This window comes from Chryseobacterium manosquense (genome assembly GCF_014623485.1).
Taxonomy (GTDB): Bacteria; Bacteroidota; Bacteroidia; order Flavobacteriales; family Weeksellaceae; genus Kaistella; species Kaistella haifensis.
The window spans coordinates 91,693-118,574 of record NZ_CP060203.1; the positions used below are offsets into that span (position 1 = coordinate 91,693).

31 protein-coding genes are annotated in these 26,882 nt (G+C 37.0%); 18 read left to right on the forward strand and 13 right to left on the reverse strand.

The window, feature by feature from the left end; translation table 11 throughout:
• Positions 1-242: 242 nt before the first annotated feature.
• Complete coding sequence (locus H0S70_RS00450; RefSeq protein ID WP_123248324.1) at positions 243-1,190, reverse strand: sulfate/molybdate ABC transporter ATP-binding protein; 948 nt, start codon at positions 1,188-1,190, stop codon at positions 243-245.
• An 80-nt stretch (positions 1,191-1,270) separates the two neighbouring features.
• Between H0S70_RS00450 and H0S70_RS00455 the strand changes: the two genes are divergently transcribed.
• Positions 1,271-1,933 (forward strand): YceI family protein, encoded by a 663-nt coding sequence (locus tag H0S70_RS00455; RefSeq protein WP_031503159.1) that lies wholly within the window; start codon positions 1,271-1,273, stop codon positions 1,931-1,933.
• A 203-nt stretch (positions 1,934-2,136) separates the two neighbouring features.
• Entirely contained in the window at positions 2,137-4,794 is a 2,658-nt protein-coding gene (gene alaS / locus H0S70_RS00460) for an alanine--tRNA ligase (RefSeq protein WP_188321292.1), read from the forward strand.
• Between the two features lie 68 nt (positions 4,795-4,862).
• On the opposite strand, the gene H0S70_RS00465 is transcribed toward alaS, so the two are convergent.
• From H0S70_RS00465 to H0S70_RS00480, 4 genes are all read right to left on the reverse strand, one after another.
• Positions 4,863-5,105, reverse strand: a complete 243-nt coding sequence (locus H0S70_RS00465) for a hypothetical protein (protein ID WP_123904465.1) — start codon at positions 5,103-5,105, stop codon at positions 4,863-4,865.
• Positions 5,106-5,183: 78 nt separating this feature from the next.
• Complete coding sequence (locus tag H0S70_RS00470; RefSeq protein WP_188321293.1) at positions 5,184-5,678, reverse strand: GNAT family N-acetyltransferase; 495 nt, start codon at positions 5,676-5,678, stop codon at positions 5,184-5,186.
• A gap of 18 nt (positions 5,679-5,696) precedes the next feature.
• Positions 5,697-6,902 (reverse strand): metallophosphoesterase, encoded by a 1,206-nt coding sequence (locus H0S70_RS00475; RefSeq protein ID WP_188321294.1) that lies wholly within the window; start codon positions 6,900-6,902, stop codon positions 5,697-5,699.
• Between the two features lie 76 nt (positions 6,903-6,978).
• The gene (locus tag H0S70_RS00480; RefSeq protein ID WP_188321295.1) at positions 6,979-8,046 is read right to left on the reverse strand and encodes a 3-oxoacyl-ACP synthase III family protein; all 1,068 of its coding nucleotides are present in this window, start codon (positions 8,044-8,046) and stop codon (positions 6,979-6,981) included.
• A 98-nt stretch (positions 8,047-8,144) separates the two neighbouring features.
• Between H0S70_RS00480 and H0S70_RS00485 the strand changes: the two genes are divergently transcribed.
• From H0S70_RS00485 to rny, 6 genes are all read left to right on the forward strand, one after another.
• The gene (locus H0S70_RS00485) at positions 8,145-8,714 is read left to right on the forward strand and encodes a hypothetical protein (protein ID WP_188321296.1); all 570 of its coding nucleotides are present in this window, start codon (positions 8,145-8,147) and stop codon (positions 8,712-8,714) included.
• 7 nt (positions 8,715-8,721) lie between these two features.
• On the forward strand, positions 8,722-9,444 hold the full coding sequence (gene ubiE / locus H0S70_RS00490; RefSeq protein WP_188322164.1) for a bifunctional demethylmenaquinone methyltransferase/2-methoxy-6-polyprenyl-1,4-benzoquinol methylase UbiE: 723 nt from the start codon (positions 8,722-8,724) through the stop codon (positions 9,442-9,444).
• Positions 9,445-9,447: 3 nt separating this feature from the next.
• On the forward strand, positions 9,448-10,218 hold the full coding sequence (gene porT / locus H0S70_RS00495; RefSeq protein WP_188321297.1) for a type IX secretion/gliding motility protein PorT/SprT: 771 nt from the start codon (positions 9,448-9,450) through the stop codon (positions 10,216-10,218).
• Between the two features lie 141 nt (positions 10,219-10,359).
• Positions 10,360-10,662, forward strand: coding sequence for a hypothetical protein (locus tag H0S70_RS00500; RefSeq protein WP_188321298.1), 303 nt, complete (start codon positions 10,360-10,362; stop codon positions 10,660-10,662).
• Positions 10,662-10,949: a cell division protein ZapA gene (locus H0S70_RS00505; protein WP_188321299.1), complete on the forward strand. Its 288-nt coding sequence runs from the start codon at positions 10,662-10,664 to the stop codon at positions 10,947-10,949. The genes H0S70_RS00500 and H0S70_RS00505 overlap by 1 nt, the downstream gene beginning before the upstream one ends.
• Before the next feature lie 295 nt (positions 10,950-11,244).
• On the forward strand, positions 11,245-12,816 hold the full coding sequence (gene rny / locus H0S70_RS00510) for a ribonuclease Y (RefSeq protein WP_188321300.1): 1,572 nt from the start codon (positions 11,245-11,247) through the stop codon (positions 12,814-12,816).
• 64 nt (positions 12,817-12,880) lie between these two features.
• Here the strand turns inward: rny and H0S70_RS00515 are convergent, their stop codons facing one another.
• Positions 12,881-13,345, reverse strand: a complete 465-nt coding sequence (locus tag H0S70_RS00515; protein ID WP_188321301.1) for an acyl-CoA thioesterase — start codon at positions 13,343-13,345, stop codon at positions 12,881-12,883.
• Positions 13,346-13,417: 72 nt separating this feature from the next.
• Here H0S70_RS00515 and H0S70_RS00520 point away from each other — a divergent pair, with 72 nt between their 5' ends.
• Positions 13,418-13,768 carry an arsenate reductase family protein gene (locus H0S70_RS00520; protein ID WP_188321302.1) on the forward strand — a complete coding sequence of 117 codons (351 nt, stop codon included), beginning with the start codon at positions 13,418-13,420 and terminating at the stop codon, positions 13,766-13,768.
• A gap of 60 nt (positions 13,769-13,828) precedes the next feature.
• Here the strand turns inward: H0S70_RS00520 and gcvT are convergent, their stop codons facing one another.
• Positions 13,829-14,911 (reverse strand): glycine cleavage system aminomethyltransferase GcvT, encoded by a 1,083-nt coding sequence (gcvT, locus tag H0S70_RS00525; protein WP_188321303.1) that lies wholly within the window; start codon positions 14,909-14,911, stop codon positions 13,829-13,831.
• A gap of 37 nt (positions 14,912-14,948) precedes the next feature.
• Positions 14,949-15,458: an isopentenyl-diphosphate Delta-isomerase gene (idi, locus tag H0S70_RS00530; protein ID WP_188321304.1), complete on the reverse strand. Its 510-nt coding sequence runs from the start codon at positions 15,456-15,458 to the stop codon at positions 14,949-14,951.
• A gap of 146 nt (positions 15,459-15,604) precedes the next feature.
• On the opposite strand from idi, the gene H0S70_RS00535 reads away from it, so the two are divergent.
• Together H0S70_RS00535 and H0S70_RS00540 are read left to right on the forward strand one after the other, a co-directional pair.
• Positions 15,605-16,006 (forward strand): LNS2 domain-containing protein, encoded by a 402-nt coding sequence (locus H0S70_RS00535; RefSeq protein WP_031501435.1) that lies wholly within the window; start codon positions 15,605-15,607, stop codon positions 16,004-16,006.
• 3 nt (positions 16,007-16,009) lie between these two features.
• Complete coding sequence (locus tag H0S70_RS00540; RefSeq protein ID WP_188321305.1) at positions 16,010-16,969, forward strand: D-2-hydroxyacid dehydrogenase; 960 nt, start codon at positions 16,010-16,012, stop codon at positions 16,967-16,969.
• Positions 16,970-17,038: 69 nt separating this feature from the next.
• Here the strand turns inward: H0S70_RS00540 and mscL are convergent, their stop codons facing one another.
• Positions 17,039-17,410 (reverse strand): large conductance mechanosensitive channel protein MscL, encoded by a 372-nt coding sequence (mscL, locus tag H0S70_RS00545; RefSeq protein WP_188321306.1) that lies wholly within the window; start codon positions 17,408-17,410, stop codon positions 17,039-17,041.
• Between the two features lie 185 nt (positions 17,411-17,595).
• On the opposite strand from mscL, the gene H0S70_RS14045 reads away from it, so the two are divergent.
• The gene (locus H0S70_RS14045; protein ID WP_228453756.1) at positions 17,596-17,751 is read left to right on the forward strand and encodes a hypothetical protein; all 156 of its coding nucleotides are present in this window, start codon (positions 17,596-17,598) and stop codon (positions 17,749-17,751) included.
• Between the two features lie 48 nt (positions 17,752-17,799).
• On the opposite strand, the gene lgt is transcribed toward H0S70_RS14045, so the two are convergent.
• Together lgt and yidD are read right to left on the reverse strand one after the other, a co-directional pair.
• Complete coding sequence (lgt, locus tag H0S70_RS00555) at positions 17,800-18,669, reverse strand: prolipoprotein diacylglyceryl transferase (protein ID WP_123248307.1); 870 nt, start codon at positions 18,667-18,669, stop codon at positions 17,800-17,802.
• 18 nt (positions 18,670-18,687) lie between these two features.
• A complete protein-coding gene (yidD, locus tag H0S70_RS00560; RefSeq protein WP_188321307.1) occupies positions 18,688-18,942 on the reverse strand; it encodes a membrane protein insertion efficiency factor YidD in 255 nt (84 codons plus the stop codon).
• A gap of 184 nt (positions 18,943-19,126) precedes the next feature.
• On the opposite strand from yidD, the gene H0S70_RS00565 reads away from it, so the two are divergent.
• The 3 genes from H0S70_RS00565 (at position 19,127) to H0S70_RS00575 (ending at position 22,373) form a co-directional block, all read left to right on the forward strand.
• Entirely contained in the window at positions 19,127-20,098 is a 972-nt protein-coding gene (locus H0S70_RS00565; RefSeq protein ID WP_088467774.1) for a beta-ketoacyl-ACP synthase III, read from the forward strand.
• A gap of 81 nt (positions 20,099-20,179) precedes the next feature.
• Complete coding sequence (locus tag H0S70_RS00570) at positions 20,180-21,004, forward strand: SDR family oxidoreductase (RefSeq protein WP_123248305.1); 825 nt, start codon at positions 20,180-20,182, stop codon at positions 21,002-21,004.
• Between the two features lie 91 nt (positions 21,005-21,095).
• Positions 21,096-22,373: a replication-associated recombination protein A gene (locus H0S70_RS00575; RefSeq protein ID WP_188321308.1), complete on the forward strand. Its 1,278-nt coding sequence runs from the start codon at positions 21,096-21,098 to the stop codon at positions 22,371-22,373.
• 23 nt (positions 22,374-22,396) lie between these two features.
• Here the strand turns inward: H0S70_RS00575 and pheA are convergent, their stop codons facing one another.
• The gene (gene pheA / locus H0S70_RS00580) at positions 22,397-23,236 is read right to left on the reverse strand and encodes a prephenate dehydratase (RefSeq protein WP_188321309.1); all 840 of its coding nucleotides are present in this window, start codon (positions 23,234-23,236) and stop codon (positions 22,397-22,399) included.
• A 158-nt stretch (positions 23,237-23,394) separates the two neighbouring features.
• Between pheA and pepE the strand changes: the two genes are divergently transcribed.
• Complete coding sequence (gene pepE / locus H0S70_RS00585) at positions 23,395-24,087, forward strand: dipeptidase PepE (protein WP_188321310.1); 693 nt, start codon at positions 23,395-23,397, stop codon at positions 24,085-24,087.
• Here pepE and H0S70_RS00590 read toward each other — a convergent pair whose 3' ends face one another.
• Entirely contained in the window at positions 24,088-24,498 is a 411-nt protein-coding gene (locus H0S70_RS00590; protein WP_188322166.1) for an acyl-CoA thioesterase, read from the reverse strand.
• A 134-nt stretch (positions 24,499-24,632) separates the two neighbouring features.
• On the opposite strand from H0S70_RS00590, the gene dnaA reads away from it, so the two are divergent.
• Both dnaA and H0S70_RS00600 read left to right on the forward strand, forming a co-directional pair.
• Positions 24,633-26,087, forward strand: coding sequence for a chromosomal replication initiator protein DnaA (dnaA, locus tag H0S70_RS00595; protein ID WP_123248302.1), 1,455 nt, complete (start codon positions 24,633-24,635; stop codon positions 26,085-26,087).
• A gap of 94 nt (positions 26,088-26,181) precedes the next feature.
• Complete coding sequence (locus H0S70_RS00600) at positions 26,182-26,634, forward strand: low molecular weight protein-tyrosine-phosphatase (RefSeq protein WP_188321311.1); 453 nt, start codon at positions 26,182-26,184, stop codon at positions 26,632-26,634.
• The last annotated feature ends 248 nt before the right edge of the window (positions 26,635-26,882 follow it).

Sequence of the window (26,882 nt, forward strand, 5' to 3'; positions counted from 1 at the left end):
ATTTTCAAATAACAATATAAAAAACACGTTTCGGCGTGTTTTTTACTTTTTGGGCATAAAAAAAGGAAAGATTTGGACAGGGTTCTTTTCCGGACTTGGTTGTTCGAGAACCGAACTAATTTCGTCTTAAAGGTAGAAAGAGAATTAACCAAAAATTTCCTTATTCGGGAAGTGTAAAGTTAGGTTTTTACTTTGATAAGTGCAAAAAATTCCCCTGATATTTTTTCATGAAAATGAAAATTCTAAATGAATTCGATGTTTACATCGCCTACTAATTCATGGTTGGTATAAACAACCAATTTTTTGTCGTTCCAGGAAATTTTGTTCCAGAAATGGTTTCCTGCGAAGCGGCTTTCCAAAACTTTTGCATTTAATTGTTGCTGATTTTCGCTAACTGAAATTTTTATTTCGTGTGGAAACCAGAAGGTTTTTGCAAGATTCCAAAGTTTTTTTTCTTCATCGGAAAATACATTCACTTCACCAAAAAGTTTTGCAACATATTCATTGTAAGGGTTTTTGTAAGTTTCTATGGGCGAATCGTTTTGGATCAATCTTCCTTCCTGCAGTACAATTATCTGGTCTAGCCACGGCATCACTTCCTGTATTTCGTGCGTAGAAATCAGCATCGAAATATTTTTTTCTTTCGCATAATTGAATAATTTTTCTCTGAGTTCAATTTTGCGCGAAAAATCGAGATTGCTGAAGGGTTCATCCAACAAAAGCAGTTTCGGCATTACTGAAAGCGCGCGTGCAATCGCAACCCTTTGCTGTTGGCCTCCACTTAGATATTTAGGCAAAATCAATGCGTATTCTTCCAGCCCAACGACCTTGAGCAATTCCATTACTTTCGCTTTTTTCTCAGTCAAATTAATGTTTGAGATAAATTTCCCAACGTTGTCTGCTACGGTCGCATATGGCATTAAATCGTAATTTTGTGCAACCAATTTCATTTCTGGTTCTCCCGGAACAAGGTTTTTCTTCGGCCCAAAAATCGGTTTTCCAGAGAAAATAATTTCTCCTTTTTCCCAATCGAGCAAGCCATAAATTAAGCTCAGCAAAGTGGATTTCCCACAACCGCTCTCGCCGGCAAGAGCAATAATTTTGCCTTCGCTAATTCGCAGATTGAGGTTTTGAAAAAGTTTTTTTTCGGGCGTGTATGAAAAAAATAATTGATTGATTTCTAAAAGCATACTGCGAAAATAAGATTTTTATAAATAATCTGAATTTTTTTATTATTTTAGCGGAAACAATTAAAAATTCAATTTTCTAAATGAAAACGGTATTCAAAACTACAATTTTTTCAGCATTTATTGCGGGAATTTTACTGGTTTCTTGCGGGAAAGATAAACCGTTAACCAGCGAAAGCAATACTGTTTCTACCACAAAAGAAGGAGATGTTTTCGTGTTGGATACGCTCAATAGCCGTATAGAATGGAAAGGTTTTAAAGTGGTGAAAACCGACAATACCAGTCATTTCGGAACTATAAAGTTTGAAAGTGGGGAAGTAACTGCAAATAAAGGAAAACTGGAAAGTGGGAAATTTGTAGCAGATATGAATTCGCTGACTTCCGTTGATTTAAAAGATGATCCCGAGCAATTGAATAAATTGAACGGTCACTTAAAAAGTGCCGATTTCTTCGATGTAGAAAAATTCCCTACAGCTTCTTACGAAATTACAAAGGTTTCTGAAAATACTTCCGGAGGCGATTACAACACTGTTTTAGAAGGAAATCTTACCATTAAAGGAATTACAAAACCGGTACAGTTTAATGCCAATGTCTCGGTTAAAGACGGCATTGTAAGCATTGCCACTGAACCTAAAGATATCAATAGAGAAGATTTTGGAGTAAAATTCCAAATGCCAATTGAAAATGGTTTAATTAAAAATGAAATTAATATTCAGATTTTAGTTAAAGCCATGGAAATGAAATAAGAATAATTTTTTTTTATTAAGTGTAATAAGTGATGTTGATTCGTCTCGTTTTTTAGCGAGACGAATTTTTTTTAATTACTTCTCCCTCATCACTTCAGATAATTTTTCCGGTAGCGAATTTGCGTTCAATTTTCTCCCAAAATTTCCTAAATTTGCATGCTTACCAAAAAGCCAAAAGCAACCGCTAACAGCAAAACTCAACTATGACTTCACAACAAATACGAAAACAGTTTTTAGATTATTTTAAAGAAAAAGGACATCTTATCGTTCCTTCAGCGCCTATTGTATTGAAAGATGATCCTACATTGATGTTCTCCAACTCCGGAATGACGCAGTTTAAGGACTATTTTCTTGGTTACAAACAACCGAAAGCACCTCGAATTGCCGATACCCAAAAATGTTTAAGAGTTTCAGGGAAACACAACGATTTGGATGATGTAGGTCGCGATACTTACCATCACACGATGTTCGAAATGCTCGGAAACTGGTCTTTTGGCGATTATTTCAAGAAAGAAGCGATTGCTTTTGCATGGGAACTGTTGACGGAAGTTTATAAAATTCCAAAAGAAAATCTTTACGTAACTATTTTTGAAGGGGATGCGTCTGAAAACTTAGAACGCGATCAGGATGCCTACGACTACTGGAAAACCCACATTGACGAAAGCAGAATTATCAACGGAAACAAGAAAGATAATTTCTGGGAAATGGGCGAGAGCGGACCGTGCGGACCTTGCTCGGAAATTCACGTTGATTTGCGTTCTGAAGAGGAAAAAGCGTTAGTTCCGGGAATCGATCTGATTAATAATGATCATCCGCAAGTGGTGGAAATCTGGAATAATGTATTCATGGAATTCAACCGAAAAGCTGATGGTTCTTTAGAGAAATTACCTTCGCAGCATGTGGATACAGGAATGGGTTTTGAGCGTTTGTGTATGGCTTTGCAAGGAAAAAAATCTAATTATGATACCGATGTTTTCACGCCTTTAATAGCTAAAGTTGAAGAACTTTCAGGGAAGAAATATGCCGGAATTTTGGAAGACGAAAAAGATATTGCAATTCGTGTTGTAGTCGATCATATTCGTGCGGTAGCATTTGCAATTGCCGATGGACAACTTCCTTCAAACGGCGGAGCGGGTTATGTAATCCGAAGAATTTTAAGAAGAGCAATTTCGTATTCTTACCGTTTTTTAGGGATGAAAGAGCCTTTCCTTTTCGAATTGGTAGCAGTTTTGAAAAAAGAAATGGGCGAATTTTTCCCAGAATTGGTGAAACAGGAAAAATTGGTAACTGAAGTTATAAAAGAAGAAGAAACTTCTTTCCTGAAAACCATCGAGCACGGTTTGAAAAGAATCGATTTAATTATCAATGAAACGCTATCCAGAAACGAAAAAACACTTCCTGGAGCTGAGGTTTTTGAATTGTATGACACTTATGGTTTTCCGGCGGATTTGTCGAGAATTATTGCTGAAGAAAAGAATTTAACCGTTGATGAAAAAGGTTTTGATGAGGAAATGGAAAAGCAAAAACAGCGTTCCAAGAAATCATCGGCTCAAAAAGTTCACGATTGGGTTATTTTAGAAGAAAAACAAGAAGTTTTCGTTGGTTACGACCAAACAGAAGCTGAAACATATATCACTCGCTACCGAAAAATTGAAAATAAAGACGGTGAATTTTACCAAATAGTACTTTCGAAATCACCTTTTTATCCTGAAGGTGGTGGACAAATCGGTGACAAAGGACTTTTGATTCCAAGTTATACCGAAGGTTTCGATATTGCAAACCCTGATGTTTTTGATATCACGAATTGCAGCGACGTTGTTGAGGTTTTGGAAACTCGCAAAGAAAATAATTTGATTGTTTCTTTAATTAAAGATTTGCCGAAAGATGCGGGTGCAGTTTTTTATGCAAAAGTGAATACCGCGGACAGAAAAAACACTCAGGCGAACCACTCGGTAACGCACCTGTTGCACGAAGCTTTGCGCGAAGTTTTGGGCACTCACGTTGAGCAGAAAGGATCTTTTGTTGGTCCCGATTATCTCCGTTTCGATTTTTCACATTTCTCAAAAATGAGCGAGGAAGAATTGAAATTGGTTGAAGATAAAGTGAACGCAAAAATTAAAGAAAATATTGCGTTACAAGAATTTAGAAATATCCCAATTGCAGAGGCTTTAGAGAAAGGAGCAATGGCTCTTTTCGGTGAAAAATACGGCGACACCGTTCGAATGATTCAGTTCGGGACTTCACGGGAACTTTGCGGAGGAACACACGTGAAAAATACCGGTGAAATCGGCTATTTTAAAATTCAGAATGAAAGTTCTACCGCTGCAGGAATCCGTAGAATTGAAGCGATTTCCGGAGATAAATCTGCGGAATATTTCCAGAATTTGGAACTTCAGATCAAAGAAATTTCTGCTTTGCTGAAATCCAAAGATTTAGCAAAATCTGTAGAAAAATTAATCGAAGAAAACGCCACTTTGAAATCTGAGGTTGAAGCTTTGAAAAAAGAGAAAGCCAAAGGTGAAACTGCCAACTGGAAAAATGATTTTGTAGAAAATGGTGGCAAAAAATTATTGGTGAAAAAAGTTTCAATGGATGCTGGTAGCGTGAAAGATATCGTTTTTCAGTTGAAAAAAGAAGTTGAAAACGCTGTGATCATCATTATTTCCGATGCGGATGGAAAACCGATGATTACGGTAGGTGTTTCGCAGGATTTGGAAGCTCAATACCACGCCGGAAATATCGTGAAAGATTTGGCGAAAGAAATCCAAGGTGGAGGTGGTGGAAATCCAGGATTTGCTACTGCAGGCGGAAAAAACTTGGATGGAATTGAAAACGCTTACCAAAAAGCGTTAGCATTATAAAAATCAAATTTTTTGATAATAAAAAAATCCCGAAAATTCATTCGGGATTTTTTATTATGTATAGTTTGTTATTTGCTTCCGCCGCCTCTGGTGATCAATGCGATGATGATGATTAGAACTACTGCTCCAATTACCCAAACGATCGGGTTGCTCATCCATTCTGCGCCCATTGCGTCGCTTCCTTTATTGACATCAACATCAACTTTTAAGTCCGCAGCTTTGTCTTGTGCTTTTACGATAATTGCAGCGAAGTTTGCGAATAATGCTAATGCTAGCATCTGAATCTTGGTGAATAAATTTGCTCGTGTCATAGGTTTATTTTTTAATGTTATGATTTTAGACATTCTAAAATTGTACCAAAAAATTTTTAATGAGCAATTTAATAATGATTAAAGGAAAAATTCCATCAAAAAATCATCCATTACATATCCATTTCCAATATCGAAAACGTCTTCTTTGTAAGTTGTAAATCCTTGTGATTCATATACTTGCTTTGCGTTATTGTTTTTATTTACATTCAGAATGATTCTTTTGTCGGAAGTTTCGGAAGTTTTTTCTTTTAAGAAATTTATTGCGGCTTTTCCGAGACCTTGACCTTTGAAATCCTCCAAAAGATAAATTCGATGAAGTTTCGTAGTAGCATTTTCATAGTGAAATTCAAAACCCATGAATCCAGCCGCTGTTTCAGCTTTTAAAATTAAATAATATTGATAATTCGGATTTTCCAAATGATTGGAAATTTCTTCTTCCGAATACATTTGTTGTAACATATAATCAATTTGATCTTGCGAAATAATGTTTTGATAAGCTGAATTCCACGACTTTTTTGCCAATTCCTGAATTAGTGGAATATCAACTTTTGTGGCTTTTTTAAATGAAATCATTAGACTAAAAAAAATTAATTAAACAAGTTCTATCAAAGTGATTTCCGGCTCAATACCAACTCTTCCTGGGAAGGCAATTACGCCGAAACCTCGGTTTACATAGAGATATTTACCCGAACTTTCATATAAATCCGCCCATTTTTTATATCGATACTGCACAGGAGACCAACGAACATTTTTCAAATCGAGGCCAAATTGCATTCCGTGGGTATGTCCGGAAAGTGTGAGTTGTACATTGGCAGGGTGGTTTTTCACCACCGCATCGAAATGGGTAGGATCGTGGCTCATCAATATTTTCGCTGCCTCAGCGGGGATTCCGGCGGAAGCCTTATTTAAATCACCGTATTGTGGAAAAGGTTTTTCGCCCCAGTTTTCAACCCCGAGAATATAGAGCTTTTCACCATTTTTCTGGATAACTCGGTGTTCATTTCTCAGCATTTCGAAGCCGGCTTGCTTTTGTAACTGAATTAAATTGGGAATATTTTGGGCTTTTTCTTCAGCGGAATTCCATTCGGCATAATCTCCGTAATCGTGATTTCCTAAAACTGAAAATTTCCCGTCTTTCGCTTGAATGCTAGAAAATAATGGTACAAATGGCGCAAATTCGCTGGCAAAATTATTCACCATATCACCAGTGAATAGCACTAAATCTGCTTTTTGTTCATTGATTAAATCCACTGCTTTCTGCAATTTTTCGGGATGAAAAAAACTTCCCGAATGGACATCAGAAATCTGAACGATTTTGTAACCTTTGAAAATTTCGGGCAAACCAGCGATGTTTAATTTCACTTTTCTTACGCGGTGGCGGTATTTCCCGAAGATAATTCCATCGATTACCAAAGCAGAAAAAATTCCGGCAATTCCTAATCCGATGAGACTGATGAATTGTCTTCGCTCGGGAAAATAACTTTCCGGTCTTGCGAAAAAAGTAAATAAGTACTTAAAAAACCTCCCGATATCTTCAATTAACAGGAAAAAAACGATGAAAAGTTTAGGAATTAGAAAAATTAAAAAAATAGAAGACACTATTTGTATGCGATGATGATCTCGGTCGCTTCGCCTGAAATTGAGTAATTCATAAAGTAAGAAGCCGTACACCAACAGTGTTACGGCCCAATATCCGATACGCAACCAATTGTTGGAAGCGATGGTTTTGAACGCTTGATAAACGTAAAATTCCAGAATAAAAATGATTCCGGTGATGATTAAAAAATTTTTCTGCATAGGAGAATTTCAATAAAAAAGCACAAAAAAAATTTTGCGCTTTTAATTTTTAACTATATTATTTCAAAAAACATGATTAAGGAAATCTGTAAACAATCGCGTTAATGTTCATTCCTGCACCAACGGAAGCGAATACGATATTTCCTTTGTCTTTGAATTGATGACCTTTCATATTTCCTTTTCTGATTAAATCAAACATCGTAGGAATTGTAGCAACCGACGAATTTCCGAATTCCTGAATCGTCATTGGCGCAATATCGTGGCTGTAATCAGTTTTTCCATAGAGCTTGTGCAATCTCGAAATCATTGCATAATCCATTTTAGCATTGGCTTGGTGGATCAATATTTTATCGATATCATCAATAGTTAAATTTGCTTTATCGATGGTTTCTTTGATCGCATCCGGAACGTATTTCAACGCGTATTCATAGATTTTTCTGCCGTGCATTCTGATGTAAAGAGGTCTTCTGTCTTCATCTTTTTTCAATGAAGGTGCATTTTCCAGGTAATTTAATTCTAAATTATTATCACAAATAGTAGCATCAGCGATAATTCCTACATTTTCTTCATCAGTAGCTTTTACTACGACAGCGCCGGCTCCGTCCGCAAAAATCATTTTGTTTCTATCGAAAGGATCAGTTACGCGGCTCAAGGTTTCGGTACCTACCACCAAAATCAGTTTTGCTCTTTTTGCTTTAATTAAAGTATCAGCCAAAATCATTGCTTCTATCCAACCTGGGCAACCGAAAATCATGTCGTAATTGATGCATTTCCTGTTGAGGATTCCCAATTTGTTTTTGATGCGTGCAGACATAGAAGGCATGAAATTAGTCATTCCGTTTTTATCCACCTCGCCAAAATTGCTGGCACAAATGATATAATCAAGTTCTTCTTGATCAATTTTGGCATCAGCAATAGCTTCCATTGCAGCTCTATGTCCAAGATCCGAATTGAATTCATCATCTTCCAGATATCTTCGATTTTCTATTTCTGTGATGTCCACAAATTTTTGGATGATTTCCGGATTGGGTTTATCGATTTTTTCACCTTCGTCAGTGTAGAAAACTGAATCCATAAAGTGTTCCCGGCCGATAACTTTTTTAGGAATATAACTTCCTGAACCTATAATGATTGTATTGGGCATATTTTTTTTGAAAATTTCCGACAAAGTTAAGAATTATATTGTATCGGCTTAAATGAAAATTATTATTAAATTTGCAAAAGTTTTTTCAAGAATAAATTATGAAAATGAGTGCGTCCACGAAAGGTTTGATTATATCGGTGATTGCGGTGCTCTTTGCGTTTGGAATTTATTTTTTGTTTTTAGCTAAAAGAAATTATTTTCTGGTCGATAATCCTACCAACGATACATTTTATTTCAAAATCAACAATGAAGCTGAAAATATTATCGCTCCCGGACAGAAACTTCAGGTAGATTTATCGAAAGGGAAAAACCAAATTAAGGTTTTCGATGGACAGAAGAAAATGCTCTACGATTCTGGTTTTGTAGTAAATAAAGATCGGGGTTTGCTGAATATTGCGCATCAAGATTACTATATCAATGAGCAATTTTACGGTTATGGACTCAACAAAGATTCACTGATCGCCGCTCGTGGTGCTACTATCATTGATGGGAAAAACTATCTTAACGAGCCCAAACTCTTCAATAAATTATATACTGACGATTTCTACTTCAATATTGACGAAGATTACGATAAAGTGGTAAAAAACGTCCAGAAAATAGAATCCCGAACAAAGATTTTCAGAAAACAGGATTTTCTCAATTATTATAAAGAATACTATCAATTTTAAATAAAGCATTTTGAGCCAAGTAAAACCATACAACACAAAAGCAGGGAAAAAGAGCGAAGTTGAAGACATGTTCGACAATATCGCTCCCAAATATGACTTACTGAACCACGTGCTTTCTATGAAAATAGATGTGCTCTGGAGAAATACTTTGGTAAAATGGATGCAGAAAGACCAACCGAAAGAAGTTCTAGATGTAGCGACAGGAACCGGAGATTTGGCCATTGCCGTACAAAAAGGAACTTCGGCGAAAGTAGTAGGTTTGGATCTTTCCCAGCAAATGCTGAACGTGGGAATCGAGAAAATCAAGAAACTCAACTTGGATCAGCAAATTTCCATGCAGAAAGGTGATGCGGAAAACCTTCCGTTCGAAAGCAATAAATTCGATGCTGTTTCCGTTGCATTTGGAGTAAGAAATTTCGAGAATTTAGAAAAAGGATTAGCAGAACTCAGAAGAGTAGTGAAGGAGGAAAAAAGCGTATATATTTTAGAATTTTCTAAAGTGGAAGGCTTTTTAGGACCTTTTTATATGTTTTATTTTAAAAATATTTTGCCACAAATCGGGAAACTGGTTTCCAAAGACAACAGAGCTTACACCTACCTTCCGGATTCGGTAAACGCTTTTCCTTATGGTGAAAAAATGAAAAACATTCTTCTAAATACCGGTTTCAAGAAAGTGGAATATAAAAAACTAAGTTTAGGAATCGCAACGATTTATAAGGCAACCAAGTAAAATATGGGTAAAATAGGGTTAAAAATTAATCTGTTTACGGCGATTTTTGCTGCATCTCTTTTCAGTGCGCAACTTTTCCGTACCAAAGACAGAATGGACAATCTGGAAGGTTTTGATGACCAAAAGCTCAGCTACGGTTTCTATCTTGCTGCGAATAATTTCGATTATAAATTGGTTTTGGACCCGAAATTTGGGATGAATAAGGGCAAAAATCTCGTTCGAACCAAATCTTCCTATAGTTTTGGTGCAGGATTGATTGGGAAATTCAGATTGAATGAAAATTTTGATTTAAGATTTGAACCTGGTTTACATTTCGTGGAAAGAGAAGTGTATTTCGATACCCAATCGTATGACCAATATTCCACTGGAACCACTGCATATCCACCACTCACCGATGCGCATAAATTAAGAACCGTAAAATCGACTTATGTCGATTTGCCGTTGCTCATCGAAGTTCATGGCGACAGATGGTACAATTCTCGTCCTTATGCGGCAGCCGGAGTGAATTGGATGATGAATTTACAATCGAATAACAATGCTACAGGCGATAACCAGCAAGGACTTTTCCGAACTACTGCGAGTAATTTTGCGTGGTCAGCAGAAATCGGTATTCAGTTCTATTTCAGCAGATTTAAGTTGACACCAGGTTTCCGTGGAACATTTATGATTAATGATGAAATGGTAGCGGACAATCCAGAAACGCCACCATATTGGAACGCCGCCATCGCCAGTGGAAAAACCCGCGCATTAATGTTTGTTTTGAAATTTGAGTAAAGAAACCTTCGTGATAAAAATAATAGAGAAAGTAAATCATTGCTTTCTCTTTTTTATTTCAATAAATTGTTGAAATAATTCATCAATTCAAATTAAAATTTTATATTTTTGCTAAATAGTTAGAATTAATTAAGCCTGAAAATGCTCAAAGATTTAGAAAACAACTTTTCGGTTTTAGAAAAAAAAATTCTTAGTGTAACGAAGAATTACCGGGATTTGGACGAAAAGTATGCGGAATTATCGAAAGAGCACGACGAACTGAAGAAGAAATACGAAGAGGAAAAAAGAAAAAGCCAGGTTTTAGCAGAAGAACAAAAAAATATAAAGTTGTACTCAGCAATATCCGGAAATCCTGATCATAACCGATTGATGAAAAATCATATCAACCGATTGATCAAAGAAGTGGAAAACTGCATTGCTGAACTTCAAAACAGCGGGTTGTAATGGAAGTAAGAAGAATTACCATCAACATTGCCGGAAGAAATTATCCGCTGAATGTACCTGCCACCGAAGAAGAAACACTTCGGAAAGTAGGTAAACAGATTGAAGCAATGATTAAAGATTTTGAACAAAATTTTGACGTGAGAGATAAACAAGATGCTTTGGCAATGTGTGCTTTAAAACTAGGCACGAATGCAGAAGTTTCGGCAATATCCAACGAAAAAAATATAGAAGCTTCCAACGAAAGATTAATGCAAATTAACCGCTTGCTGGAAGAATTGGAAAAGTAGATTTTTCTTTTCCAAAATACGACTGCCTACAATAGTTCTAACACATTAAGGTAAACTCAACGCTAAACAATTACCGGACGAAAGTTCGCTTGAAGGCGCGCCGACTTGCTCGGATTACAGAAAGCGAAAATCAGTTCAAATCGTGTTGATTAGGAGTTTACTCTAAATCACTGAATTATTGTGGGCTTTTTTTATTTAAAAATGAATAGAAAATAATTAAGAAAATCAACAATTTCGAAAATAGACTAGCAACTTCGAGATTGTTTAAACATAGGAATATTTAAACTAAACATATATGACAACAACCGCAATTATTATCGGTATTGTTTGCGTTATTTTAGGAGCCATTATAGGAATGCTATTTTCTAAAAGCTCACTCAACGCAAAAGCAAAATTCATCATTCAGGATGCAAAGAAAAACGCCGAAAACCTTATAGAAAAAGCCAACGTACAGGCCGAATCCATTAGAAAAGAAAAACAACTCCAGGCCAAAGAAAAGTTTCTTGAATTGAAATCTCAGCATGACGCCGATATTCAGGCGAGAGAAAAAAAGATGCAAGATGCCGAAAAAAGAATTAAAGAAAAAGAAAATAAGCTTAATGATGAATTGAGCAAAACCGGGAAACTGGAAAAAGATTTGGTCCGACAAATTGCCGATTACAGCAAAAAGCACGAAATCCTCGAAAGAAAACAGCAAGAATTAGATATTGCTACTTCCCAAAAAGTAGAAATGTTAGAAAAAATAGCAAATTATTCTGCCGAAGAAGCAAGAAATGAATTGATAGAATCCCTGAAAGCAGAAGCGAAGACAAGAGCTCAGGCTCATGTTCAATCCATTATGGAAGAAGCTAATCTTAACGCAAAACAAGAAGCTAAAAAGATTGTTATTCAAACCATTCAGCGAATCGGAACCGAACAGGCAATTGAAAATTCAGTGTCAGTTTTCAACATCGAATCAGATGAGGTTAAAGGTAGAATTATCGGTAGAGAAGGTAGAAATATCCGTGCTTTGGAAGCTGCTACAGGTGTAGAAATTATCGTTGATGATACTCCGGAAGCGATTTTGCTTTCATGTTTTGATCCTGTAAGAAGAGAAATCGCAAGACTTTCGCTTCACCGTTTGGTAACCGACGGAAGAATTCACCCTGCGAGAATAGAAGAAGTGGTAGAGAAAACCAAAAAACATATAGAAGAAGAAATCATCGAAGTGGGTAAAAGAACCGTTATAGATTTAGGCATACACGGACTTCACCCGGAATTGGTGAAAATCGTAGGACGAATGAAATTCAGATCTTCTTATGGCCAAAACCTTTTGCAACACTCCAGAGAAGTAGCGAATATCGCTGCAACGATGGCTGCAGAACTGGGTTTAAACGTAAAAATGGCGAAAAGAGCAGGTTTGCTTCACGATATCGGGAAAGTTCCGGAACAAGAGTCCGAACTTCCACATGCGCTTTTGGGGATGCAATGGGCCGAAAAGTATGGTGAAAATCCTGAAGTAGTCAATGCAATTGGAGCGCACCACGATGAAGTTGAAATGACTTCGTTGTTGTCGCCGATTATTCAGGTTGCCGATGCAATTTCGGGAGCGAGACCTGGAGCAAGACGCCAAGTTTTGGAATCCTATATCCAAAGGTTAAAAGATTTGGAAGCAGCAGCATTAAGTTTTGATGGTGTTTCCAGCGCTTATGCGATTCAGGCGGGACGAGAGCTTCGTGTGATGGTTGAAAGTGGGAAAGTAAATGATGACCAATCATCTCAACTTTCTTATGATATTTCAGAAAAAATTCAGAATGAATTGACTTATCCCGGACAAGTTCGAGTAACGGTAATCCGCGAAACCAGATCAGTAAATATTGCAAGATAATTTCTTGTTATTGATAAAAAAAAACCTTCCGGCAAATCGGAAGGTTTTTTTATGAAATGAATTTTTATAAGAATGGTTTCATCTCGTCCTCGATATTTTTTCGCAGATCCATGAGTTTTATGGCGTATTGTTCCATTTGTTTTTCGGCTTCGGTTTCGGGTTCGAATTTTGGGACTTGTACCGAATTTCCTTCGTCGTCTACCGCCACAAAAACAATGATGCAGTGTGTTTTCTTTTCAAAATCTTTTCGCTTGATATTTCTCGAAAATACATTGATGGCAATGTGCATACTTGTACTTCCGGTGTAAATTACTTCGGCTTCCACTTTTACGATATGCCCGATTTTTATGGGAGAATAGAACCGGATTCCGCCCACATAAACGGTTACACAATAGCTGGAACTCCACGAACTTGCACAAGCGTAACCCGCCTGATCGATCCATTTCATTACGCTTCCACCGTGCACATTTCCACCATAATTCACATCACTTGGCTCCGAAATAAACTGAAAAACCGTTTTTGTCTGCATTTTTTACTTAAATTTTTAATAAAGATATTGATAAAATTTTTAAATTCCTTTTATTAAGACTATTTTTGGAAAATGAAAAAAGTATTTTATTTAAAAACCTGCGATACCTGTCTGAAAATTCTTAAGAAATATAGTCTTAAAGATTGGGAATTGCGCGAAATAAAAATAAACCCGATTTCTACCGAAGAACTGGAACAGATGTATCAGTTAGCAGGCTCTTATGAAGCTCTTTTTAGCAAGAAATCGAATCAAATCAAGTTGAGAGAACTCAATTTAAAAACAATGACCGAAGACGATTTCAAGGAACTGATTTTGGATCATTACACCTTTTTGAAAAGGCCAGTTTTTATGACTGACAAAGAAATATTCATCGGTAATGAAAAGGCAAATCTGGAAGCGCTCCGAAGCTTCTTCGCCGAGTAGAAAAAACCGCCTGAAAATTTTCCAGGCGGTTTTAATTTTATATAAAAAAAAGTTTCGGTTTTATACAAAAGGTAGTTTCACAACTTTCGCAGGAACATTTTTATTTCTAATCTGGATGAAAATTTCCGAACCTACTTTAAAGTGTGGTTTTGCCACGTAAGCAAGACCGATCCCGATATTTTTCATCGGGCTCATGGTTCCTGATGTTACTTTTCCTATTTCGTGTCCATCAGCGTCTACGACCAAGTAATCGTGTCTTGGGATGGCTCTTTCCTGCATTTCGAAACCAACTAATTTTCTGGTAACGCCTTCCTCTTTTTGTTTTTCAAGGAATTCTTTGTCTACAAAATCTTTGTCGAACTTGGTGATCCAGCCCAAACCTGCTTCCAACGGTGACGTAGTATCGTCGATATCGTTTCCGTAAAGGCAGAATCCTTTTTCCAATCTCAAAGTATCTCGGGAAGCGAGGCCGCAAGGAATCAAGCCGAATTCTTGGCCAGCTTCGGTCAGCGAATCCCAAATTTTTTCAGCACTTTCATTTTTAAAATAGACTTCGAAACCACCGCTTCCGGTATAACCTGTGTTGGAAATAATCACATCCGAAACTCCCGCAACAGTTCCCACTTTGAAGTGATAGTAAGGAATATCGGAAAGTTGCGTGTCGGTTAATTTTTGAAGGGTTTCGGTAGCTTTTGGACCTTGGATGGCGATCAAGGACATTTCGTCTGAAGCATTAGTAAGTTTCGCGCCGAATTTTTCGTTGTATTTGGAGATGTGATTCCAGTCTTTCTCGATGTTAGAAGCATTGACCACCACGAAATATTTTTCGTCTTCCATTTTGTAAATAATCAAATCATCTACTATTCCGCCGTTTCCGTTGGGCAAGCAAGAATAATGAGCTTTTCCATCTTCCAGAGCATCCACATTATTGGTGGTAACATATTGCAATAAATCTTTTGCAGAAGGTCCTTCCACAAAAAACTGCCCCATGTGGGAAACATCAAAAATTCCTACTTTTTCGCGCACAGCAAAGTGTTCTTCGGTAACGCCGGAATATTGTACAGGCATTTCGAAACCTGCAAAAGGTACTATTTTTGCGCCCAAAGAAACATGTTTGTCAAACAGCGCAGTTTTTTTCTCCATTCTTCAAATTTATTAATTAGATTATATTTCGATTATTTTAAAGATGATCTTTGTATTCCTTTAAAATGATTTTAAACCATTCTGTGAATTTTTCAGGATTTGCATTCATTTCCTCATCAAGTTGTTGCATGGAAATATATCTTATTTCCGAAACTTCTTCTTCATTCAGCGCGAAATTTCCTTCGTAATTTCCTGTAAAAACGTGGTCTAGCTCATGTTCCCAAAGATTTTGGCCTACATCGGCTTTGTAGATAAAGCTAAATTTTTCGGTAAGATTGGCAGTGATTCCCAATTCTTCATTCAATCGGCGTTGTGCACCTTCGAGATAAGTTTCATCGATTTTTGGATGTGAACAAACGGCGTTGGTCCACTGATTTGGGGAATGATATTTTCCGGAAGCGCGCTTCTGAAGTAGCATTTCGCCTTTATCATTAAACAAAAAAACAGAAAATGCACGATGAAGAATTCCATTTTCATGGGCATTCATTTTTTCCATCAGTCCTAAAATTTCATCATTTTCAGAAACTACAACTACTTGTTCTTCCATATCTCACAAATTTAAGTTTTAAAACTTAGTTGGTAAAATTTTTAATAAAAATTTATGCTTTCTGTTTTTTTATTTAAAAACTCAAAAAATTAAACCGCTGTAAACCAATCAAAATTTGTAATTTTGCCTCTTAAAATTTTTGTGATATGGAACTGGATTATAAAGATCATTTGAGCCCAATACTGAAAGGTGGTGTAAAGAATTACCTCATTGATATCGATGGAACGATTACCGACGATGTGCCCAATGAAGAGCCCGAAAGAATGATCGATTGCGAGCCGTACCCCGATGCGCTGGAAACCATCAACAGATGGTATGATCAGGGACATATCATTTGTTTTTTCACTTCGCGCACCGAGAATTTAAAGCAAATTACCATCGACTGGCTCGATAAACACGGGTTTAAATATCACAGCGTTTTGTGCGGAAAACCGAGAGGTGGGAACTATCATTGGATTGATAACCACCTCGTGAAAGCGACCAGATACAAAGGAAAATTTACCGATATGGTGGAGAGACAAGTAACAATTGAAGTATTTAAAGATTAATAAATGAAGATATTAGCTAATGATGGTTTAGACCAATCTGGGATTGATGCACTTACTGAAAAAGGTTTCGAGGTAATTACCAATAAAGTTCCTCAGGAATTTTTGATAGATTATATTAATGAAAACCAAATCCGCACGATCCTTGTAAGAAGTGCAACACAAGTAAGAAAAGAACTCATCGACGCTTGTCCAAGCATCGAAATCATCGGAAGAGGTGGAGTAGGAATGGATAATATCGATGTCGATTATGCGCGTTCGAAAAACATTCACGTAATTAATACACCGTCAGCTTCTTCGGAATCGGTGGCGGAACTCGTTTTCGCGCATTTGTTTTCAGGAGCTCGTTTTTTGCACGATTCCAATAGAAAAATGCCGGCTTTAGGAGATTCTGAATTTGCTAAACTGAAAAAATCTTACGAAAAAGGAATCGAACTTCGAGGGAAAACCATCGGAATTGTAGGGATGGGAAGGATAGGGCAAGAAGTTGCCAGGATCGCATTGGGATTAGGAATGCGGGTAATTGCAGCCGACAGCAATGTAGGTCGCGCAAGCATTAAAGTGAAATTTTACAATAACCAATTTATCAACGTAGATATCGAAACTGAACCGATCGAAGGTGTTTTGAAACATGCTGATTTCATCACTTTGCACGTTCCAGCACAGAAAAACGGTTATATGATCGGTAAAAAAGAATTTGATTTGATGAAAAACGGCGTAGCAATCGTAAACTGTTCCCGTGGCGGCGTAATCGATGAAGAAGCGCTGATTGCCGCATTGAATTCCGGAAAAGTGGCCTTCGCAGGATTAGATGTTTTCATCAACGAGCCAACTCCTTCAAAAAATATTTTGAACCATCCAAAAATCTCTCTTACTCCGCATACCGGAGCTTCAACTTTGGAAGCGCAAGACCGAATCGGACTTTCTTTGGCTCATCAAATTTGCAGCATTTTGCAAATTCAATAATTTTTGAAAGAACATATCTGAACAAAAAAATCCCGGAATTTCCGGGATTTTTTATTATTGTGGAATAATTTATTTATTCTTCAGTAAATCTCTAATTTCTGCCAAAAGAACCTCTTCGTTTGAAGGTCCTGCAGGTGCAACTTCAGCCGGCTTAGAGATTTTATTAGCCGCCTTTATCAACCAAAATAGTACCATCGCAATACATAGGAAACTAATCACCGCGGACAGGAAATTTCCGTATTTCACGCCGTTCCAGCTCAGTTGTGCGATGTTTTCTGCGCCTACTGCTTTCAGCGTAGGATTTAGGAGTAATGGTGTAATTACATCTTCAACCAAAGAGGAAACAATTTTACCAAATGCAGCTCCAATGATCACACCGACTGCCAAATCTACCACATTTCCTTTGAAAGCAAATGCTTTAAATTCTTGTACAAATCCCATAGTTTTATATTTTAATATTTTTAAGTTCAGCTAAATTAATAAATAATTTTAAAATTTGTTGATAAATCTTATCATTTATTGATTTTAAAGGTAGAAATAATGCTGAGTTCTCAATTTTCATTAAATTTATTTACTATTTAAGTTCTTTAAAAATAAAAATATTTTCGGCTCAGGAAACCTCATTTTTGGCGCAGCAATATTCTTCGGAAGAATCAGCTGTTTTCGGGGTTTGGCTTCATGGAAAAGCCGGAGATTTTACAGCCGAAAAACATTCAAAAGAATCAATGTTGCCTTCAGATTTGATTGATGAATTGGGAAATGTTTTTAAAATTTTATCATAAAAAAACCTTTCAAAAAATTTGAAAGGCTTTGCTAGTTTTATTTAGAAATTATTCCGGTTGACCGTTTTCTTCTTCGGTAATTTTGTTGTTTTTAGAATACCACATGCTTACAAAACCTGCAATCATAAAAGGGATTGAAAGAACTTGGCCGGTATTTAAACCTGCAAATTGAATAAATTCGTCGCCTTGTGGTTCTTTTAAAAATTCTACAAAAAATCTTATTGCCCAAAGAATGATGAAAAACACTCCAAATAACCAACCTTGTTGATATTTTTTGTTGGTGTAGCGGTATAGAATCCACAATAAGATAAAGAGTAGGAAGTAACCTATTGCTTCGAAAAGCTGGGTAGGATAGCGCGGAACGATGGCGCCGTACTCGGAACTTTGCTGAGGGAAAAGTATAGCGAATGCAGATCCTTCGGGAGCGGGTTTTCCTATGATTTCTGAATTGAAAAAATTTCCGATTCTTACAAAGGCACCTCCTAAAGCAACTACAATTCCGATTCGGTCATATACCCAAAAAGGATTTTTCTTAATGATTTTAAAGGAATAATAAAGCGTTGTGAAAATCAAAGCAATAGTAGCACCGTGACTTGCCAAACCAGAAAAACCGGTGAATTTGAACTCAGGTTTCGTTTGGATCGGAAGAAAAACCGACCAAAAATCCTGTTTAAAAAGTTCGGGTTGGTAAAAAATAACATGTCCCAATCTTGCACCCAAAATTGTTCCCACCAAAGTCCAGGTGAAAAGCGGTTCTAGATATTTTTGGTTGACATTGTCGATTTTGAAGATTTTCGCCATAATCGCATAGCCAAGTCCGAATGCTAGAACAAACATTAAACTGTAATAGTGCAGCGTTATTGGACCTAAATTGATACCGGTTGACGGATCCCAAGTGGTATATAAGAATGAAACCATATTTTTTATTTAATTTTTTTAATGTTGATGTTCGCATTTCGGCGGAACCGGATCGTAACCTTCACCTCCCCAGGGATGGCAGCGTGCAATTCTTTTGGCTCCCAGCCAAAAACCTTTAATGGGGCCGTGAACTTGAAGTGCTTCAACCATATAATGAGAACAAGTCGGTTCGTAACGGCAATTTTTCGGGAGTAAAGGCGAAATAAACCATTGGTAAAATTTAATGAAAATTACCAAAGGAAACGTGATGATTTTGTTGAATGTGCTTTTCAAAACAGTGCAAAAATAAACTAAAATTTTTTTACATTAAAACTTGCCTGTATGAAGATGTTTGGTACATTTGTTTATTAAAAATTTGATAAAAAAGGATTCAAATAGATAGATTATAGATAAAAATTGTTCATTCTGAACATCAAATTTTCAAAATTTTATTAAAACACAAAAATTACAATTATATATGGCAAGAGCAATTATTAAAGGAACCGGATCTTACACGCCACCAAAAGTTTTAAAAAATGATTTTTTTGAAGCCGTAGGTTCTAACGACGAATGGATTTATTCCCACTTAGGAATTAAAGAAAGAAGAATTGTAGATGGAGAAGTGACGAGCGATTTAGCTTCCAAAGCAGGTTTAAAAGCCTTGGAAAACGCCGGAATCACTTCGAAAGAGGTGGATTTAATTATAGTTGCCACTTCCACTCCCGACAGACAGGCACCTTCTACTGCGTGTTTTGTTCAGGAAAAAATTGATGCAAATCACGCTGTTGCTTTTGATATTTCCGCAGTTTGTTCCGGTGGAATTTATGGTTTAGCCATTGGTTCTCAGTTCATTCAAACGGGGATGTACAAAAATGTTTTAGTAATTGGAGCAGATACTTTTTCGAGCATTACGGATTGGTCTCGCAAAGATTCTGTGTTTTTCGGAGATGGAGCCGGTGCAATTTTATTGTCTGCAACAGAAGAAGATAAAGGATTTATCGATTTCAAGCTTCATGCAGACGGAACCGGGAAAATGCATTTCAATATTCCTGCAGGTGGCTGCGAAATTCCTGCCTCAGAAGAAACCATCAAAAACGGACTCCATTATTTTCAGATGAACGGAAAGGAGGTTTACAGCACTGCCACCAAAGTTTTGCCTGAATGCATCAACGAAATTCTCGAAGCCAACCAAATGAAATCCGATGACATCGATTGGGTAATTCCACACCAGCCCAGCATCAGAATTTTAAAGGAAGTCGCCGAAAAAGTGAATATCCCGTTTGAAAAGGTGATGACGAATATGGACAAATACGCCAATACTTCCGGCGGAACCATCCCAATTGTGCTTGATGAAACCTACCGAAGCGGAAAAATTAAAGAAGGCGACACATTACTATTCGCCGCTGTGGGTTCCGGTTGGACTTGGGGAACTGCGATTTATAAAGTTTAGGTTTTAGGATTTATGTATTAGTTAATAAACATTCAACATTATTTCATAATTCATCATTTATAATTCATAATTAAACAAAATATGTTCACCAATAAAACCTTTTTAATCACCGGAATTGCAGATGAAAATTCATTAGCGATGAAAGTGGCCGAAAAAATTATTCAAAACAACGGAAAAGTAGTTTGCACCGGACTTGGCGTAACGCCTTTCCACAAAAACCTGTCTGAAAAAGCTACCGGTTTCTTAAATAAATCATACAGCGACTTCGAAGCGGCCTGCAAGAATAGACTTGGCGCTGAAACTTTAACATTTCCACTCGACGTAACACTTCCCGAAAGTTTGGATTCTTTGGTGGAGTTTTTAAATCAAAACGGCGTAAAACTCGATGGTTTTCTACACGCAATAGCAATGGACAAAACCATTCGTAACAAATCTGTAAAACCAATGTTGGAAGTTACGGCAGAAGAATTTAATGATACGATGACGGTTTCAGCGTTTTCACTGATTTCACTTTCGCACGTTCTTTTGATGAGCCATATTTTACAAAAAGGCGCTTCCATAGTTTCTTTAAGCTATATTGCCGCGGAAAAAGTTTCGTTTTTCCCATACATTAACATGAGTATTGCCAAAGCTGCACTTGAAAGATTAACCATTGAAATGGCTTATGAATTGGGCAGAGATTACGGAATTCGTGCTAATTGTGTGCGTTTTTCACCTTACATGGGAAGTAAAGCCGGAAACGCCACGTTGAAAACCGAAGATGTCGACAGAGCCGACCGTTTGAGTCCGCTCGGAAATGCCACTCCGGAAGATTTGGCACACGAAGTCGTTCATCTTTTCCGTCCGGAAACCCGAATTACCGGCGAAATTCGTCATGTAGACGGTGGCTTTCATATTATGGGATAACACCATTTCGAGGTTAAAGTTCAGGGTTAAAGTTTATAAAATTGTTTTTTAATTGTAATTTTGTTTAATCTAAAACTTTGAACCCGAAACCTTGAGCTCCAATACACCTTTAGCCGAAATTTTAAGACCGAAAACGCTAGACGAAGTTCTCGGGCAGGAACATTTAACAGGAAAAAACGGCACCATCCGAAAAATGCTGGAGAATGACACGCTGAATTCTCTGATTTTTTGGGGACCACCCGGAACCGGGAAAACAACTTTAGCGGAAATTATTTCAGAGAAATCCGGAAGAAAATTTTTTAAGCTTTCTGCGGTTTCCAGTGGTGTGAAAGACGTTCGCGAGGTAATAGAAGATGCCAAAAAGCAAAATCTTTTTTCAGGAAAATCACCTATTTTGTTTATAGATGAAATTCACCGGTTCAATAAATCTCAACAAGATTCGTTGCTTCACGCCGTCGAGAAAGGTTGGATCGTTCTCATCGGAGCTACGACTGAAAACCCAAGTTTTGAGGTGGTTTCAGCATTGCTTTCGCGTTCGCAAGTTTATGTTCTGAAATCTTTAAGTTATGAAAAGCTCGAAGAACTGGCAGAAATTGCTTTCAAAAAATACAACGAAAAAGAGGACACCGATTTTAAGCTTAAAGATAAAGAAGCATTCATTCAATATTCCGGCGGAGATGCCAGAAAGCTCATCAATTCTGTAGAAAATGTTTTGAATAATTTTAAAAATTCAAAAAAACAAGAAATATCCAACGAAGATGTTTTGGAGGTTTTGCAGGAAACCATGGCGCTTTACGATAAAAATGGAGAGCAACATTACGACATCATTTCTGCGTTTATAAAATCCATGCGCGGCTCGGATCCCAATGGTGCCGTCTATTGGCTCGCAAGAATGCTGGTAGGTGGCGAAGATATTAAATTTATTGCACGAAGAATGCTTATTTTGGCCTCCGAAGATATTGGTTTGGCAAATCCAAATGCATTGGTGATTGCCAATAATTGTTTTCAGGCGGTAAATGTCATCGGAAATCCCGAGGCGCGGATCATTCTTAGCGAAACTGCAGTTTATTTAGCGGTTTCGCCCAAAAGTAACTCGACCTATTTAGCGATAAATGAAGCGATGGCGTTGGTGAAAAAGACGGGAAATTTGCCGGTTCCGCTTCATTTAAGAAATGCTCCAACCAAATTGATGAAAGATTTGAATTACGGAAAAGATTATCAGTATGCCCATTCTCACGAAGGCAACTTTGTTGATTTAGAGTTTTTGCCGGAAGAAATTTCAGGAACGCAATTCTATGAACCGGGCAATAATTCTACCGAAAATAAAATCGCGGAACAGCTTCGCAAGAAGTGGAAAGGTAAATATTGAAAATTTTAGGTCTACAAAAAATATTATCCTTCCAGCTCGTATTCGCTATAGTGACCCGCAAATCTCACCTCGGCGCCGATAGATTTTAGTTCTTCCAAGGAATTCTTATAAAGGATGTTTTCCCAATTTCCTTCGACATTGATGTAGAAAAAATAATTTCCAAGTCCGGTTTTTAGGGTTCGGCTTTCAATTTTCGAAAGGTTCATTTTGCGCCAAGCAAAAACCGATAAGACTTGATGCAAACCACCGGCGTGATCTTCGGGAAGTGTTATTAGTAAAGAAGTTTTCTCAGAAGTTTTCTTGAAGTTGAGTTGTAATGCTTCGTTTTCTCTGGAAATTACAATAAATCGGGTATGGTTTTGCTCAAAATCCTGGATGTTTTCATCGATGATTTTTAAACCATATAATTTTGCTGCGTAATGATTGGCAATCGCCGCGATTTTTTCCTCTGGATTTTCCGCAACCAATTTGGCAGAAGCAGAAGTGGAAGAAAAATCTTGAGTAGGAATATTGCCGTATTTATTGACTCTGAAATGAAAAGTTTGTGCTAAAGCTTGCGGATGTGAAATGATTTTCTCGAAATTTTCGTTTTCAGGATGGATCATTAAATGATGTGAAATCGGCATGATGACTTCGCTTTGAATGGAAATTTCATCAAATTGATAAAGATAATCGAGCGTCATCGATACGGTTCCTTCAATGGAATTTTCCAATGGTACAACGGCTTTTTCGGCGTCGCCATTTTTCACTGCATTGAAACAATCTAAAATACTCGATTGTGGAACGAGTTCTTCTGACGGGAAAATTTGCGAACAGGCAAGTTGTGTAAAGCTGGCTTGCGGACCGAGAAATGCTATTTTCATGCAACAAAAATAGAAAAAAGATGGCTTCTTGAATTTTAATGAAGATAAAAACTTGCGTTTTGAAATAAAAATAAGGTTTTGAACAAAATTCCAAATGAAAAATCTGCTTTTTTTGTGATGAAATTTCCAAGTATCTTTGTGTTTTAATTATCGCAGTTATGAATATCGTTCTTGCTTCTACTTCCACGCTTTTTGGTGGAAATTATTTGGAATATCTCACGGAGGAAATCAAAATTCTTTATAATGGAATTGATGAAATTGTTTTTATTCCTTTTGCAAGACCGGGCGGGATATCTCATGAAGAATATACTGAAAAAGTCCATGCGTTTTTTGCTCCGCTTGGAATTCGAGTAAAAGGATTGCATGAATTTGATGATAAGAAAGCAGCGATTGAATCTGCCCAAGGATTTTTCACTGGTGGCGGAAATACTTTTCTTTTGGTAAAAACTTTACATAATGAAAATTTGATGCAGTTGCTGAAAGAAAATATTGAGAGAGGTAAACCTTATCTCGGTTGCAGTGCCGGTTCCAATATAGCTGGAGTGAATATGAAAACAACCAACGATATGCCCATTGTTTATCCGTCGAGTTTTGATTGTATGGGATTGGTTCCTTTCAATATCAATGCACATTATCTTGATCCTAACCCGGATTTAAAACATAACGGAGAAACCCGCGAGACGCGTATTAAGGAGTTTTTAACCCAAAATGATGTTAAGGTCATTGGTTTGCGGGAGGGAAACTGGATCCGAAATAAAGACGGAAAAATCAGTGTAGAAGGAAGTGAAATGACCAGGGTTTTCGAAAAAAACAAAGCTCCTTACGAAGTAGAACCAGGAACATTCCTTTAATTATTCTTGCCATTTTTTTTCGATGAGGTCCATCAGGAAAACAGGACATTTTATAATGTTATTGGTTTTGGAATCCAGAAAAAAGAGGGTAGTTTTTGCCTCCGTAATTTTTTGTTGAGAATTGTTAAAGATTTCATATTCAAACTCAATTCTTACACCAGGCTTTTTTTTGATGTAGGTGTGGATTTCCAAAATTTCATCATATAAAGCCGGCTTCAAATACTTAATGGAGAACTCCGAAACAGGTAACCATATCCCCTGATTTTCAATCTCATCATACGACATTCCGAGCTCGCGAAAAAGTTCCACTCTGGCTACTTCGAAGTATTCAGCATAATTGCCGTAATAGACGTATTTCATCGGGTCTGTTTCTCCGTAACGTACTCTTAATGAATGTGTTGTGTGTATCATAATGATTGGTAAATCTTTCATACAAATATATTTTTTAATAACCAATAGCACAAAAATTTTTTTATCAAATTTAAAAATTAGATATTTGTCTTCCTGTCCTAAAAACGAAATTTGCCGGAAAAAGCTGAAAGAAAATGAATGAAAATTTAACTATTATCTGGGAGAAATGTCTACAGTTCATGAGGGATAACCTTAATGCGGCAGAAGACAATACTGACCTGAAAAAACTCGAAAACTCTTTTGATTTACTCTTTGATAATGTGCGACCAGTTTCATTGGTAAGCAATAATCTTACGCTTTTGGTACCGAGCGATTTTTATAAAGAATATATTGAAGATAATTATTTGTCTTTATTATCAGCTGCACTGAAAAAGAATTTAGGAAAAGGAGTGAAGCTCTGGTATTCCGTAATGGAAAACAAACCGGCCGGTCAGGAACAGCCCATTACGATGAATGTTAAGGGCAAAAGCATACCTACTCCCAAATTACAGGAAACTCTGCCACCTTCTTTTTCAGCAAACTTGATCAACCCGTTCGTGGTTCCGGGAATGAAAAAAGTGAATATCGATTCTAATTTGAAAGCCGATTTCTCTTTTGATAATTATGTGGAAGGAGAAAGCAATAAGTTTGCAGCAACCGTTGCAAGATCGATCGCAAAAAGACCAGGCGCAACGGCGTTCAACCCCTTGTTTTTATACGGAGGTTACGGAGTAGGGAAAACGCATTTGGGACACGCAGTTGGATTGGAAGTAAAAAATGCCTTTCCGGATAAAGTGGTTCTATATTTATCTTCAGAAAAATTTATTCAGCAATTTGTTACGGCAGCAAAAGCTCATAAACAAACCGAATTTGCGAATTTCTACCAAATGGTAGATGTCTTGATTATTGATGATATCCAGTTTCTTTCCGGAAAAAAATCAACTCAGGATAGTTTTTTCCATATTTTCGATTATTTGCACCAAAACGGAAAGCAAATTATCCTAACTTCCGATAAAGCGCCTGTTGATATTTTAGATATTCAGGATCGTATTGTTTCCCGTTTCAAATGGGGACTTTCCGCAGAAATTAAATCTCCAGATTTCGATACCCGAAGAAAAATTATTGTAGATAAACTGAGCCGCGACGGAATTGTTTTGACCGAAGATATGCTCGATTTCCTTGCATCTGAAGTGAAAACGAATGTTCGTGAATTGATCGGTGTGATCAACTCGGTAATCGCTTATTCTACGATTTATAAATCAGATTTGAGCCTTGAACTTCTCAAGGAAACGATTAATAAAATTGCTGCCAACCAGAAAAAGGTTATCAATATTCCTTATATTCAAGAGGTGGTTTGCGAATATTTTGGTATTCAGCGAGAGCAACTTTTATCGAAAACCAGAAAAAGAGAGATTGCCTTGCCAAGACAACTTGCGATGTATTTTGCAAAAGAATTTACCAATGCCACTTTCACTAAAATAGGCGAGGAAATGGGCGGAAAAGATCACTCTACTGTTATGTACGCTTGCGATACGATCAAAGATGTTTCCAAGATAGATAAGGAGCTAAAAAAATACGTAAAAGAACTTACCGAACGCATTAAGCAATAATTTTGCAGCGTTGGAATAGAAATTAATAGGATGAAGAATAGCAATATTCTTCATTTTTTGTAATATTGTTTATCACCGAAATCGTTTATTCATTATGAAAATATTAGCCGTTTGTCTCGGAAATATCTGCAGAAGTCCACTTGCGGAAGGAATTCTGAAATCTAAACTTCCGGAAAGCTTCATCATTGATTCTGCCGGAACAATTGCTCTGCACGAAGGTGAACATCCGGACAAACGCGCCATTTCCACTGCCGCAAAATATGGACTTGATATTTCAAAGCAACGTTCAAGACCGATTTTGCCGAAGGATTTTGTGGAATTTGATGTGATTTATTGCATGGATCTTAGTGTTTTTGAAACCGTGATTTCTATGGCGAAAAATGAAGACCAGCGTCGGAAAATAGTTCTTTATTTAGAAGAAGCTGGTTTCACAGGTGATCAAGCTGATGTTCCGGATCCTTATTGGGGCAATCTTTCTGATTTTGAAAACGTTTACCAGTTGCTCGATGAAGCGGCTGATTCTATTGTGGCTAAACTGGTTTCTTAAGAGGGAATTATCTTTTTTATCTTTTAACTATTTTCTAAATATCATCAACTTTGAATTTAAAATAATGTGCGGATAAAGGAAAGTATCAACAGTCTTTCGGTATTGTTGGAAGAAGGGTCTAGCTCTCTTTGCTTTAATATAGCTTATCCTTGAACTAGACATGAAGTATACTACAAGTATATACGGCTTTGGTACGACTCAACTACGGCAGAAGTACGGCTCAACCTTTGGGATTGGCTTTCTGTAAG